The 13,337-nt window shown below is 69.9% G+C and carries 15 protein-coding genes; 8 read left to right on the top strand and 7 right to left on the bottom strand.

Annotation, left to right across the window (positions count from 1 at the left end; translation table 11 throughout):
- Positions 1-62: 62 nt before the first annotated feature.
- Positions 63-407, top strand: coding sequence for a three-helix bundle dimerization domain-containing protein (locus OG741_RS03835; RefSeq protein WP_405595136.1), 345 nt, complete (start codon positions 63-65; stop codon positions 405-407).
- Between the two features lie 7 nt (positions 408-414).
- Complete coding sequence (locus OG741_RS03830; protein ID WP_405595134.1) at positions 415-2,142, top strand: SulP family inorganic anion transporter; 1,728 nt, start codon at positions 415-417, stop codon at positions 2,140-2,142.
- A 2-nt stretch (positions 2,143-2,144) separates the two neighbouring features.
- On the opposite strand, the gene OG741_RS03825 is transcribed toward OG741_RS03830, so the two are convergent.
- The 3 genes from OG741_RS03825 to OG741_RS03815 all read right to left on the bottom strand — a co-directional run bounded on the left by OG741_RS03825 (position 2,145) and on the right by OG741_RS03815 (position 5,435).
- Entirely contained in the window at positions 2,145-2,954 is an 810-nt protein-coding gene (locus tag OG741_RS03825) for a Cof-type HAD-IIB family hydrolase (protein ID WP_405595132.1), read from the bottom strand.
- A gap of 64 nt (positions 2,955-3,018) precedes the next feature.
- Entirely contained in the window at positions 3,019-4,350 is a 1,332-nt protein-coding gene (locus OG741_RS03820; RefSeq protein WP_405595130.1) for a diacylglycerol/lipid kinase family protein, read from the bottom strand.
- Positions 4,351-4,448: 98 nt separating this feature from the next.
- The gene (locus tag OG741_RS03815) at positions 4,449-5,435 is read right to left on the bottom strand and encodes a YhjD/YihY/BrkB family envelope integrity protein (protein WP_405595128.1); all 987 of its coding nucleotides are present in this window, start codon (positions 5,433-5,435) and stop codon (positions 4,449-4,451) included.
- A gap of 215 nt (positions 5,436-5,650) precedes the next feature.
- Here OG741_RS03815 and OG741_RS03810 point away from each other — a divergent pair, with 215 nt between their 5' ends.
- The 5 genes from OG741_RS03810 to OG741_RS03790 all read left to right on the top strand — a co-directional run bounded on the left by OG741_RS03810 (position 5,651) and on the right by OG741_RS03790 (position 8,333).
- On the top strand, positions 5,651-6,319 hold the full coding sequence (locus OG741_RS03810) for a GAP family protein (protein ID WP_405605369.1): 669 nt from the start codon (positions 5,651-5,653) through the stop codon (positions 6,317-6,319).
- Positions 6,320-6,488: 169 nt separating this feature from the next.
- A complete protein-coding gene (locus OG741_RS03805; RefSeq protein WP_266485271.1) occupies positions 6,489-6,926 on the top strand; it encodes a DUF6325 family protein in 438 nt (145 codons plus the stop codon).
- 27 nt (positions 6,927-6,953) lie between these two features.
- Entirely contained in the window at positions 6,954-7,232 is a 279-nt protein-coding gene (locus OG741_RS03800; RefSeq protein ID WP_405595126.1) for an SHOCT domain-containing protein, read from the top strand.
- Positions 7,233-7,280: 48 nt separating this feature from the next.
- Positions 7,281-7,571 (top strand): YkvA family protein, encoded by a 291-nt coding sequence (locus tag OG741_RS03795; RefSeq protein WP_405595124.1) that lies wholly within the window; start codon positions 7,281-7,283, stop codon positions 7,569-7,571.
- A gap of 66 nt (positions 7,572-7,637) precedes the next feature.
- Complete coding sequence (locus tag OG741_RS03790) at positions 7,638-8,333, top strand: alpha/beta fold hydrolase (RefSeq protein ID WP_405595122.1); 696 nt, start codon at positions 7,638-7,640, stop codon at positions 8,331-8,333.
- Between the two features lie 56 nt (positions 8,334-8,389).
- On the opposite strand, the gene OG741_RS03785 is transcribed toward OG741_RS03790, so the two are convergent.
- From OG741_RS03785 to OG741_RS03770, 4 genes are all read right to left on the bottom strand, one after another.
- Complete coding sequence (locus OG741_RS03785) at positions 8,390-8,848, bottom strand: SRPBCC domain-containing protein (RefSeq protein WP_405595120.1); 459 nt, start codon at positions 8,846-8,848, stop codon at positions 8,390-8,392.
- A gap of 46 nt (positions 8,849-8,894) precedes the next feature.
- Positions 8,895-9,266 (bottom strand): TetR/AcrR family transcriptional regulator, encoded by a 372-nt coding sequence (locus OG741_RS03780; RefSeq protein ID WP_405595118.1) that lies wholly within the window; start codon positions 9,264-9,266, stop codon positions 8,895-8,897.
- Between the two features lie 115 nt (positions 9,267-9,381).
- A complete protein-coding gene (locus OG741_RS03775; RefSeq protein WP_405595116.1) occupies positions 9,382-10,839 on the bottom strand; it encodes a M1 family metallopeptidase in 1,458 nt (485 codons plus the stop codon).
- 96 nt (positions 10,840-10,935) lie between these two features.
- Positions 10,936-11,304: a low affinity iron permease family protein gene (locus OG741_RS03770; RefSeq protein WP_405595114.1), complete on the bottom strand. Its 369-nt coding sequence runs from the start codon at positions 11,302-11,304 to the stop codon at positions 10,936-10,938.
- Positions 11,305-11,505: 201 nt separating this feature from the next.
- Here OG741_RS03770 and OG741_RS03765 point away from each other — a divergent pair, with 201 nt between their 5' ends.
- Complete coding sequence (locus OG741_RS03765) at positions 11,506-13,299, top strand: enoyl-CoA hydratase-related protein (RefSeq protein WP_405595112.1); 1,794 nt, start codon at positions 11,506-11,508, stop codon at positions 13,297-13,299.
- Positions 13,300-13,337 lie beyond the last annotated feature (38 nt).

The following is a 13,337-nucleotide window of genomic DNA, read 5'->3' as shown; positions in this document are numbered from 1 at the left end:
AAGGCTCAGGGGGAACAAGGGACGGTCGGGCTGCCGTCCCCCGATGCCGGGCCGGCGCTGCCATGACGGCCGAGTCCTTCGAGGGGGAAAGTCGCTCTCCCGGCCTGGTGGACAGCGGGCATCCGGCGACGCGACCGAGCGGCGCGCGACCCGCCTCGCGAGACGAACTCGTGGCCATTCAGAACGTGGCGGCGCGACTGAGAGCCGCCTACCCTCAGGCCGACGCGGCCACCGTGGAGGCGACGGTCGGGACCGCATACGGCTCATTCCGCCAGGCCAGGGTGAGAGCTTTCGTCCCGATCCTGGTCGAACGCCGAGCCCGGACAGTGCTCGGTGCTGCTGCCCGCGCGGCGATGGGCGAGGCGAGGACGCTCCAGCCCCCGCCGGCGGCGGGGAGCGGGCCGTGACCATCGGATGAGTTGGCGCTTTCGCGTGCCCGGTGCGCCGGGCCTCGCCGTCCTCAAGGGATACCGGCGCGGCTGGCTGCGAGGCGACCTCGTGGCCGGGGTCACCGTCGCGGCCTATCTTGTGCCGCAGGTCATGGCGTACGCGAGTGTGGCCGGTCTGCCGCCGGTCGTGGGGCTGTGGGCGATCCTGCCGGCCATCGTCCTGTACGCCTTCCTCGGCTCGTCACGGCTGCTGTCGGTGGGTCCCGAATCGACGACTGCGCTGATGACTGCCACGGTGGTGGGGCCGCTCGCCGGGGGTGATCCCGCGCGGTACGCCGTCCTGGCCTCGGCGCTCGCCGTCGCCGTCGGCCTGATGTGCCTGCTGGCGTGGGCCGCGCGGCTCGGCTTCGTGGCCGACCTGCTGTCGCAGCCCATTCTGATCGGCTATCTCGCCGGCGTTGCACTGATCATGATGGTGGACCAGCTGACCAAGCTCACCGGTGTCCCGACGGAGGGCTCCGGCTTCTTCCCGCAGCTGCTGTCCTTCGTACAGAACCTGGGCGAGGCGCACCTGGCGACGGTGATCTTCAGCGCCGTGGCCCTGCTTTTTCTCTTCCTGGCGGCCCGCCTGCCCCGCACGGTTCCCGGTCCCTTGCTGGCCGTCGTGCTCGGTACGGCCGTGGTGGCGGCTTTCGGCCTGGAGGACCACGGCCTCGCGGTGATCGGGGAGATCCCGGCCGGGCTGCCCGGCCCGAAGCTCCCGGCGCTCGGCGATCTGCCGGAGCTGCTGCTTCCCGCGGCCGGTGTCCTGCTCGTCGGCTACACCGACTTCATCCTCACCGCGCGGGCCTTCGCCACCGACGACAGCGGGCCGCGCCTCGACGCCAACCAGGAACTCCTCGCCCTGGGCGCCGCGAACCTCGGAGCCGGCACTCTGCAGGGATTCCCGGTGAGCAGCAGCGCCAGCCGGACCGCGCTCGCGCAGTCGGCCGGTGGACGCACCCAGGTGTACGCGCTCGTCGCGGGCGCGGCCGTACTGGCCGTGCTCCTGTTCCTCAGCCCGCTGCTCCACAGCACACCCACGGCCATCCTGGGCGCACTGGTCGTCTACGCCGCTGTGCGGATGATCGACCTGTCGGGCTTCCGACGGCTGGCCTCCTTCCGGCGCAGGGAACTCCTGCTGGCCGTCGGGTGCCTGGTCGGGGTTCTGGTCCTGGACATCCTCTACGGGGTGCTCGTGGCCGTGGGCCTGTCGGTCGTCGAGCTGCTGAGCAGGGTGGCGCGACCGCACGACGCCGTCCAGGGCATGGTGCCCGGCCTGGCCGGCATGCACGACGTCGACGACTACCCGCAGGCGCGGATCATCCCCGGGCTGCTGGTCTACCGCTACGACTCCCCGCTGTTCTTCGCCAACGCGGAGGACTTCAGACGCCGGGCCCTGGCAGAGGTGGCTGCGCAGGAGAGTCCCGTCAGGTGGTTCGTCCTCAACGCGGAGGCCAACGTGGAGGTGGACATCACCGCGCTGGACGCGCTGGACGCACTGCGACGGGAACTGACCGGGCGCGGCATCGAGTTCGCGATGGCGCGCGTCAAACAGGATTTGCGCGACGACCTGGAGGCGTACGGGCTCACCCGGTCCGTGGGCGAGGACCGGATCTTCCCCACCCTGCCCACGGCGGTGGCCGCGTACCGCGCCTGGTGCGGGGAGAACGAGAACGGCGGCGGCCACCAGGCGGACGGGAACCCCCCTTAGGGTCAAGAGTTGCAGAAGAGCTGTTCCAGGACGACCGCCACCCCGTCCTGCTCGTTCGACGCGGTGTGCCGCGGCACCGCAGCGAGTACTGCCGGATGCGCGTTGGCCATGGCGTAGCCGGTGCCTGCCCATTGCAGGATGGTCAGGTCGTTCGGCATGTCGCCGAACGCGACCACTTCCGTGGCGTCGATTCCGCGCGCGGCGCACAGTGCGGCCAGGGTGCTCGCCTTGCTGACACCCGGCGCGCTGATCTCCAGCAGACCGGCCCCGCCCGAGTGGGTGAACTGCGCCACCCCGCCTGCCGAGGCTTCCGCGGCTGCGAGCAGGAAGTCCGCGTCGAGCTGCGCCGACCAGGCGAGCAGCTTGGTGATGGGGACATCGGTCAGCCATAGGTCCGGCAGGGACGCCACGGCGATCTCGGTGTCGGCGGCTCCGGGGAATCGCAGCCCGAACCCCGGCTCGTACAGGACCTGGTGGCCGGTTTCCACGGCGAAGCCCAGTCCGGGTGCGGCCTTCGACAGTGCGGTGGCCACGTGGCGGGCGGCGGCTAGGGGCAGGGCTCGTGTTTCGACTACGGTGCGCGCCGTGGCGTCGTAGACGAGGGCACCGTTGCTGCATACCGCCGTTCCGACCAGCCCGCTGGCTGTGGTGAGCATGTCGACGAAGCGGGGCGGCCGGGCGGTGACGAGGACGACCTCCGCGCCGGCGTCGACCGCGCCGCGCAGCGCGCGAACGGTGCGCTCCGAGAGAACACCGCCGCTGCGCAGGAGGGTGCCGTCGAGATCGGTGGCGATCAGCCGAGGAGGATGCATCGCCCGATGTTACTGAACTGCCCGGCGCACGCCCTGTCTTCAAGCCCTGAAGCCTGGCGGGGCCTCAACTGCTGCCCGTGGCGAGCTTCCCCAGCCGCCGCCAGTCCATCGGCGGGCTCGTCGGGGGCACACCGGGGCGGTCGCGCGGAACCCGTACGCGCAGGGCCTGCGGCTGGATCCGGCAGCGGACGGGTGTCGGCAGGGTGAGCGCCTCGCCGTCCACACCGACCTGGACTTCGGGCTCGTCCGCGTCGACGACCACCTCACGGACGGTCAGCACAGTAAGTCCGTGCGCATGTTTGCCGCGAAGCAGGTCGGCTGCTTGCGCCGGGCTGTCGACCTTGATGCCCAGGACGCCGAGGATGCCGGAGTCCAGCCGGTCCCGGCGCCCCAGTCCGGCGCGATCGCCCATCCGGTAAGGGTTGTTGCTCACCAGTACGGCCTGGGGCTCGTGTACGGATTCGGGCTCGCCGGTCACCTCGTCAGCGGCGCGAAGGACCAGCCGGGGCCCGCTCCGGTAGGTGAGCAGGTCCGGAATCATCCGCATGATGGTGCGCACCTTGTCATTGCGGTAGGCGGGGCTTTGCACCACTGCCGCGTACGTGCCGAAGGAGGCGTTGTTGACGAAGGCGAGCTCTCCGATGAAGCCCAGGTCGACACGGAGTTCGACGCCGTCGGTGAGTGCGTCGAGGGATGTCGACGGGTCGTCCCGGTCGAGGCCCAGATCCAGGGCGAAGTGGTTGCGCGTTCCTGCCGGGAGGACCAGGAAGGGAATGTCGTGTTCCGCGGCGACCGCGGCGACCTGAGCCTGTGTGCCGTCGCCGCCCGCGACGCCGAGCAGGTCGGCGCCATCGCTGATGGCCCGGCGCGCGAGCTCGGCGACATCTCGTGGACCGCCGGCCTCCAGCACCAGAACCTCGGCGCCCAGTGCCTCGGCCTTTTCCCTGAGGTGGAACTTCCCCACCTTTCCTCCGCCCGACCAGGGGTTCATGATCAGGAACGGACGTTTCGGGGGCGGAGTACGGAATTCAGGAGTGGGCGCGGGCTTCGGGGGCCTGAGGGCGGCCCGCCCCGCCGAGCCCGCCACCGCGCACAGTACGAGGGAGCCGACGACCACCCACAGCAGGTCGTACAGCGCGTACAGCACGATCACGGCCACCGGCGCGGCCGCCCCCACCACGAACGCGAGAAACCTGCCGAGACCGCGGCGGGTCAGTGCCCACCACGCGCAGGCCGCGCTCAGGGCCAGTCCGCCAAGTCCCACGGCCACCAGAGCCACGCTCTTCAGTCCCGCGAACACCAGCAGCACGAGTAGGGCGGCGGCTCCAGCGGCAATCGCCGAACGAGCGAGCCAGCGTCTCGCCCGGGCGCTGCGCGCTCCGGCCACGATGTCCATGGACCCTCCCGCCGCCGGCTGTGGCTCATTGCACCGCTGCGAGACGGCTCAGGCATCACCCATCACGGGTGGGGCTCGTCGTCGCCTGCGGATGACTCTCATGGTGCGCGCCTCACGTCCCCTTCGGCCAGGCGGGAGGGCGGGCTGCCCAGGTGACGGGCCAGGAGCGGTTGCTGGGCCGCCACGGCTCCCACGGTGATGCCGACGGCGATCGCCACGCAGACCACGATGAGCCACGAGAGCATGACGAAGACGGTGCCGACCGAGCCGTACTCGGACAGTGCGCGATTGAGCGCCCGTGGCATGTAGAACTGCGCCGCGACCGACAGACCGGTCACGCCGATCGCCGTCAGGAAGGCACCGGGCAGGAGGGGCGGCCAGCGGATCAGGCCGCCGAGCAGAAGGTGCTGGCTCCACCACCACAGCACGGTCTGGGACACGACGGTGACCGGGATGCCGAGCCACAGCCCTGCGCCGAAGCCGTTGCGCAGCGGCGCTTGCACGATGAGGACGGCCAGCCAGACGCCGATCCACGCCAGCCACCGCCAGGGGGCGACCTTGGTACCCGTCCTCGGCAGCTCCCAGGCCCGCTTGCACAGCCGCTGCATCGCCCGGCTGACGGCGGTCGCGGAGAGCAGCAGCATCAGTGCCCCCACCACACCGGTGGCCTCGCGCAGGCTGCTGGCCGTGGACTGATACACCTTCGCCAGCTCCTGGTTCGCGGCGCCGCTGAGCCCGAAGACCGCGCGTACGGAGCTGATCAGCTGCTTGCGTACGGCCTCCGGGGCGAAGGCTCCGACGACGAAGAGCAGCGGGACCGCGGTCAGGAAGCACTGCGCCGCCAGCCGGGTGGCGGAGTCGAAGATGTTCACCGACACCATCCGAGCGGCGAGATGGGTGATGACCGGGAAGCGTGCCTCGGCCTGCTTGTGCAGCCACTTCGCGCTGGTGACCAGCTCCTGGGACCGGACCCGCCACCATGACGGCCGGAAGATCGAGCCGACGCGGCGGCCCGATCCGCCCCTTGCCCCCTGCCTCCCCTTGCTCGGCTGCTCCCCGAGATCCTCGGGCTTTCTGCGGGGCATCACACGGCCGGTACTGCACCCGGGCTCTGCGAACGGTCCCTCACCCGCGACGGCACCCGTCCGATAGGCGTCATGGCGTTGCTCCTTCCCTGCGTCCAGCGTGGGGGACGCGGGACGCGGCGGCATCTCGGCAAGGGGCGGGACACGTCGGCCAAAACGTGCCGCTTTCTTGGTCATTGCGTAGGCTCGTGACATCGCCGCACGATTGGGACGCCATGGTCCTGGACCTCCTCCTCATCGCGCTGGCCATCACGCTCGACCCACTGCCGATCATGGCTTTCGTCCTGGTGGTGTCTTCCACCAGGGGCGTGTGGAAAGGGCTGGTCTTCATCCTGGCCTGGCTGGCCTGTCTCGTCGCCGTGATGGCCTTGGTGCTGACGCTGACCGGCGGAGATCCGCCGTCGCCCAGATCCGCGCCGTCGACGGCGGGGATCGCGGTGAAGCTCGCCATCGGCGTCGGGCTGGTCCTCTACGGCGAACGCCGGCGACGGCGCATGCGATCGGCCCGCGAGTCGTCGTCCTACCGCTCCACCTCCTCCGCTTCCGTGACCTCCCGGATGGACCGCAGCTCGATCTGGGCGGCGGCAGGACTTGCCGTGTTCCTGCAGCCCTGGGGCATGGTCGCTGCGGGCGCGGCCACGGTCCTCGAGGCCGACCTGTCGCACACTTCGTCGTACCTGGCGCTGTTCGGATTCGCGATCCTGGCCACCGCGAGCCTGCTGGCCGCCGAGCTGTACGTCGTGTTCGCTCCTGAGGCTGCCCAGGCGCGGCTGATGAAACTGCGCGCTTGGATGCAAGGCCACCAGGAACAGGCGATCGTGGTGATCTGTCTCCTGCTCGGCCTGTGGCTGACCGGGAACAGCATCTACCAGCTGACCAGTTGACGTGCGGCATTCTGCCGACTGACGTGCGGCACCCTGCGGAAGTGCGAAGCCCTGCCCAGGGTGCTGCAATGGTTGAAAAGGGCCGTTCGTCGCCGTCTCTCGCGGCGAGCGCCGCCGGACATGAGCGGCGGGCCAGGCCCGGACCCCGAACCGCTCGTGAGGAGTGGCCATGAGCGATGACGTGGAACAGATGGGACCCGTCGACTACGTGGTCGTCGAGTTCCCGGGCAACCGCATGACGGGCGAGGGCTTCCCGATCCTCCTCGACCTGGTCGAACGCGGCATCATCCGCATCCTCGACCTCCTGTTCATCCGTAAGGACAGTGATGGGTCTGTTGCGGCACTGGACCTGAAGGATTTCGGGGACGAGGTGGATCTGACCGTCTTCGAGGGCGCCTCGTCCGGTCTGCTGGGCCAGGACGACATCCAAGAGGCCGCGAACGCGCTGGAGCCGAACAGTTCCGCCGGAATCCTGATCTACGAGAACGTCTGGGCGGCACCTTTCGCGCGAGCCATGCGGCGCAGCGGTGGGCAGTTGGTGGCGAGCGGGCGCATTCCCGTCCAAGCCCTGCTCGCCTCGCTGGACGCGACCGAAGCGACCGCGTGAGCCGCACACCCTGGGAGATGAGTGAACATGCCCGGACTTCTTCGTGGTGTCGCCCGCACCGCCGTCGTCGCCGGAACCGCCACTGCGGTGTCCAACCGCGTGTCGCGGCGGCAGGGCGGCCGATGGGCACAGCAGGAAGATCAGCAACAGGCGAGCCAGCAGGCAGCGGCGCCCCCTCCGCCTCCCCCTGGCGACGACATGACCGCAAAGATGGATCAGCTCAAGCAACTGGGTGACCTCAAGGCGCAAGGGGTACTGACCGAAGAGGAATTCGCGGCACAGAAGGCCAAAATCCTCGGTAGCTGACACCGGACGTGGTGTGGGGTATGCCTGTTCCAGGAGACGGGAGCAGACATGCGTACCGAGATGTGGGTTGTGGTGGCGGTCGTCGGGGCTCTGATCGCCGCCACCGTGGTGCTGGCGGGCGTGCTCCTGGTCAGACTCGTGAGGGCACGGCGGCTGCTGCGGGACGCCGGAATTCCGGTGGAGAACAAGGTGATCTTCTGGGGCGCCCTGATCTACCTGGCGAGCCCGGTCGACCTGCTGCCCGACCCGGTGCTTCTCGACGACATCGGCGTCCTGCTGCTCGCGCTGCGTTCCCTGCAGTCCGCGGTGGACAATGCCCGCGTCGCCCGCCGACCCTGAAGCCGCGGCCGCATCTCTCGAAGCGCCCGGGACCGGGTTGTCAGACCTCTCCGCTACGTTGCCACCATGACGGAATTCGTACTGGTTGCAGGCGCGTGGCTCGGATCGTGGGCGTGGGACGAGGTGGTGCCGGAGCTGCGTGCGGGCGGCCACGGCGCCCACCCCTTGACCCTCTCCGGCCTCGCCGACAAGCAAGGTGTTCCGGCCGGGCAGCAGACCCACGTCCAGGACATCGTGGACGAGGTCGAACGCCTCGACCTGCGCGATGTCGTCCTGGTCGGACACAGCTACTCGGGCATCCCGGTCGGTCAGGCGGCCGAGCGGATCGGCGACCGCCTGGCCTGCGTGGTCTTCGTCGACTCGAACGTTCCGGCCGACGGCGAGTCGTTCGTGTCGGGCTGGTGGGAGGGCCCGGCGAAGCTGGAGGCCGCGATCGCCGGGAACGGTGGCTTCTGGGCACCGCTGACCGCGGCCGACTGCGACGGCCAGGGGCTCGCGGATGAGCAGATCGCACGGCTCGTGGGCGGCTCGACGCCGCACCCGGGTGCCTCGCTGGCCGAGCCGGCCGTGCTGGCACGCCCGCTCGGCGAGCTTTCGGCGACGTACATCAAATGCCTGCTCGACGGCCCCGAACCGAACCCGGATGTGGCCGAGCTGCTGACCAGCGAGCACTGGCGGCTGGTCACGATCGACACCGGCCACTGGCCCATGTTCTCCCAGCCGCGCGAGCTGGCACGGATTCTCCTGGAGGCGGCCGGGTAAATCGTGAACGCAGCCCACCTGCCACCTCGTCAGATATGGCCCGTTCATCGCATTTGCTATGCCGGTGCTTGTGCTGACAGCAGTCTCTCCAGCTTGTCGAGAGCTTGAGTCCAGCCTGCCTCGTGCAGGGCGTAGCGCTCCTCAGTGGCGAAGTCGCCCTGCGTGAGGACCAGCTCCGTGGCCGTCCAGCCGAGATCGTGGAGGGTGAGCGTCACCACTGTCTCCCGGTCGTCGGGGGTGGGGGGCTCCCAGCGGAAGGTGTAGGACAGGTGAGCCGGTGGGTCGACACCGAGGAACTGGCCCGTCAGGTGGAAGAGATCTCCCTCCGGAGGCTGCATGGCGATGCGATAGTCGCCGCCGGTCCGGAGATCGCTCTCCACACGGGGAATGGCGAATCCGTCCGGGCCGAACCACTTCGCCAGCTCCCGCGGTTCGGTCAGGGCCCGGAACACAGCCGCGCGCGGTGCGCGCACGATGCGCTGTAGATGCAGGGTCGGACGGGCTCTGTTCGTCATCACGGACCTCCTCGGGTCAGGGGCCCCGCAAGGGTGGCACTTGGCGTCATGTGACGGAGCTGTGGTGAGCCTGGCTCTGTGGCGCGGGCCGGGCGTCGAGGGCGCGCAGAAGGTGCTCGACCAGGCGGTCGAAGTAATCGGGCTCCAGCTGCGCGTGGCGGACGCTCAACCGCCAGTAGACGGGGGCGGCGAGCAGGTCGAGGGCGAGTTTGAGATCGAGGTCGGTGGGCAGTTCGCCGCGTTCGACGGCCCGCTGTAGCGCGGACTGCAGGTCCTCGCGGAGCGAGAGGCCCTCGGGAACGTCGGCCGGCGGGACGCTGAACTCTGACAGCACCGCGATCACCATGTCCTGTTTGGACGGCCAGCGGCGGTAGAGGGTGCTCTTGCCGACCCCGGCGCGCCGGGGGACTTCGGACATGACTCAAGGGTACCTATGGGCGGGACGGTATCGTCCCGTTTTGTCCGCCGGGGCAGCGGCAACCGGGCAGCGCCCGAGCGCTGCCGCCGCCTCCGGCGGGCCGTCGCCGTGACGTCTACGGCTTGGACGGCTTGCCCTTCGTGCCGATCCACGTGTGGAACAACTGGTCCAGGTCCTTGCCCGACTGCCGCTCCGACAGGCGGATGAACTGGGCAGTGGTCCCGTGTCCGTCGCGGTGGTCGGACGCCCACGTGCGCAGGATCCGGAAGAACGTCCTGTCGCCGACCGCCGTGCGCAGCTTGTGCAGAGCCATCGCCCCGCGCGCGTAGACGGGCGTATCGAAGATGTGCGCCCCGCTGCCAGGGTCGGCGGGCGGGAATGCCCACAGGTCACTGCTCGCCGGGCTGGCGTAGAGGGCGTCGAAGGCCTTCTGCGCGCTCTGGCCGCCGTGCTGTTCGTCGTAGAGCCACTCGGCGTAGGTCGCGAAGCCCTCGTTCAGCCAGATGTCCTTCCAGGTGGTGAGGGAGACGGAGTTCCCGAACCACTGGTGTGCGCTCTCGTGGACCAGGGTGCCGAGGTCCGGCGCCCGGTCGTACACCGGCCGTGCCTGGGTCTCCAGGGCGTATCCCGCCTGCGGGGCACGGTCCACGATGGCTCCCGCGCCCTTGAAGGGGTAGGGGCCGAAGAGCTTGCTCTCCCACGCCAGGACCGACGGCAGCTTCTCGAGTACGGGCGCCGAGGCAGCCGCCTCACGGGGGTCGACGGCGTTGAAGACCTTGAGGCCGCCGGGGGCGGTGTACTGCTCGACCTTGAACGTGCCCACCGTCGCCGTTGCCAGGTACGCCGCCATCGGCTCGGACTGCCGCCAGCGGAAGGTGGTGCGTCCGTTGGCTGTCTTCTGCCCGCGGAAGACACCGTTGGACACGGCGGTGCGCCCCGCGGGGACGGTGATCGCGAAGTCGTAGGACGCCTTGTCCTTGGGGTGGTTGTTGGCGGGGAACCACGTCATGGCGCCCTGCGGCTCACCGGCCACGAACGCCCCGTCATCGGTGGGGATCCACCCGTCGAGGGATCCGTCCGGATCGGTGACAGGCCCGGGAGTGCCCGCGTAGGTGACCGTGGTGCGGAACTCCTGGTCCTTGCGGAGGGGTTTCCTCGGAGAGACCACGAGTTCCTGTCCGTCGCGGCGGAAGGCCGCCTTGGCGTGGTTGACCGTGATGCTCGTGACCTTCAGCCCCTTCAGGTCGAGGTCGAAGCGGGTCAGCCGCTCGGTGGCGCGGGCCGTGATGACCGCGCGTCCTTCGAGGTGACGGGTCTTCGGGTCGTATCCGAGGGTGAGGTCGTAGTGGTGGACGTTGTAACCGCCATTGCCCGCCAGGGGAAAATACGGGTCCCCCACACCGGACGAGCCCGTCGTAGCGGCCGCGGGCCCGGCGGCCGCCGCGAGCAGCGCCACGACGGCGGCGGGGAGACCTGCCGCGACAACGGCGCCTCGCCGGTGGGGAGCCGGGCGCCTGGCGGGCTGCGGGAGGGGTGGTGTCACAAGGGCTCCTCTGGGCTCGGTAGTGATCATTCGGGCCCAGCCTATGGGTCTCCTCCGCCTCAAAAGTCCCTCGAATCAGTCAAGTCATGCCCAATGCCCGGCGCAGGGACGGAACTTGGCTGTCCGTCAGGTCTCCTCTTCCATACGGATGGCCTTCCTGAGGTCCTCGAACGCCTCGCCGGGCTTGTTTCCGTGCATCTCCAGCAGCGCTGCGGCGATGGCATCGAGTTTGCGCTGGATGGTGTGCTCGGCCCGCCGCTCCGAGTTCTTGAGCAGCGCCAGGAGCAGCAGAGTGACGGCGGTCATCGATTCCCCGGCGAGCAGCAGCCACTCGTCCGAAAGCTTCAGGGCGTGGGCGACGGCGACGAGTGCCACCAACGCCAGACACACTCCGAAGAACACGGGTGAGCTGGTGAAGTTCGATGCCCGCTCCGCCAGCCGGGCGAACAGTCCGGGCTCGTTGCCACCGCGGTCGGCGGGATGCTGAAAAGTCATGCGACGTGCCTACCCGACGGCGCCGTGCGCGAACGCCGGGGCCGCACATGCCGCGGGACCGAACCGCCGGGTGGCCGTCGCCATGTCCGCTTTCGGGTGACCCTCGTGGCCCGGCGCCGCCATGGCCGATCCGGCGTACTCGACGATCACAGGCGGCCGGGGAGACCCCTGCCTGAGACGTCGACCGCTGGGAGGCCCGCCATGCACATTCTGCTTGTCGCCACGGCGTTCAACAGCCTCACGCAGCGTCTCCACGCCGAACTGAGGGATCACGGTCACAGCGTGGCGGTGGAACTCGCGGTGCACGGCGAGTCCTTGACCGACGCCGTACGACGTCATGAGCCCCAGCTCGTCGTCGCGCCGATGCTGAAGACGGCGATCCCGCGCGAGGTGTGGTCCGCGTACACATGTCTTGTCGTCCATCCGGGGCCCGTCGGAGACCGCGGGCCCTCGTCCCTCGACTGGGCGATTCACGAGGACGCCGGCGAGTGGGGTGTGACGGTCCTGCAGGCCAACGCGGAGATGGACGCGGGCGACGTCTGGGCCTCGGTCGCCTGCCCGGTGCCGCCGGTGGCCAAGAGCGACCTCTACCGCGGCGAGGTGTCCGACGCGGCGGTGGCTGCGGTGCTGCTGGCGGTCCAGCGGTTCGCCACCGGGACGTACTCCCCGCGGGCGCAGACCGAAGGCGGTGCGGGATCCGGCCGGGCCCGGCCGTATCTCGATCAGAGCGTCCGGCGGATCGACTGGGCTTCGGAGTCCACCGAGACGATTCTCCGCAAGCTGCGGGCCGCGGACTCGCAGCCCGGAGTACGGGACGAACTGCTGGGCGGCGAGTGGTACTTGCACGGGGGCCACCGCGAGTACGAGCTGCGCGGCTATCCCGGCGACCTTCTTGCGACCCGGGCCGGAGCCGTCTGCCGGGCGACCACGGACGGCGCCGTGTGGATTCCCGAGCTGCGGGCCAGGCGCGGGCCGGGACAGCCCCCCACGTTCAAGCTGCCCGCCGTCACGGCGCTCGCCGGCCGGCTGCCCGCCTTGCCACAGAGCCCCGTGCCGTCGCGTCCGGACGGTCGGCGGCGTGTCTGGACCGACATCAGCTACCACGAAGAGCGCAATGTCGGCTTCCTCTCGTTCTCCTTCCCCGGCGGCGCGATGAGCACCACGCAGTGCCGGCGCCTGCTGGCGGCCTATCGCGAGGCCTGCTCGCGCCCCACGTCGGTGCTGGTCCTCGGTGGCGGCCGGGTCTTCTCCAACGGCATCCACCTCAATGTCATCGAGGCAGCAGAAGACCCGGGTGCCGAGTCCTGGGCGAACATCAACGCCATCGACGATCTGGTCGAGGCCGTACTGACGACCACCGACCGGCTGGTGGTCGCCGCCGTCGGCGGGTACGCCGCCGCGGGCGGGGTGATGCTCGCACTGGCGGCGGACGAGGTGTGGTGCAGAGCGGGCACCGTGCTGAACCCGCACTACCGGCTGATGGGGCTGTACGGCTCCGAGTTCTGGACGTACACGCTGCCTCGCCGAGTCGGTCCGGCAGTGGCCGAGCGACTGATGCGCCAGGCTCTGCCCGTCAGCGGGACGGCCGCGCAGCGGCTTGGCCTTGTCGACCGTCTCGTCGAGTGCACTCCACAGGACTTCGCCGCAGAGGCGGCCCGGCTCGCCGGACATCTCGCTTCCCTGCCCGCCGTGCAGCAGCGGATCGCCGCGAAGAAGGCCGAACGGGACCACCAGGAGAGCCTCAGGCCGCTCGCCGCCTTCCGGGAGGAGGAGCTGGCCCACATGCGGCGGGTTTTCTCCGACCCGTCGGCCCCGTACCACGCGCTGCGTCGCGCATTCGTCCGCAAGGAGAAGCCGCTGCGAACGCCGGCGCATCTGGGCGTTGCGGTGCCGGGAGCGCGGGTGACGGATCAGCTCCGCTCCGAGCCCCGTGTCACTGAACCGGCCCCCGATAACTCGGCCCCGGAGCCGGATGCCTGTTACCAAGAAGGCTGAGACCGAAATGCCGACGTTCCTGCCATACCTCCCCGAGG

It is taken from the genome of Streptomyces sp. NBC_01410 (genome assembly GCF_045040195.1).
In the GTDB taxonomy this organism is placed as follows: Bacteria; Actinomycetota; Actinomycetes; order Streptomycetales; family Streptomycetaceae; genus Streptomyces.
Note: the sequence above shows the minus strand (reverse complement) of the source record. Positions and strands in the feature narration are given on the sequence as shown.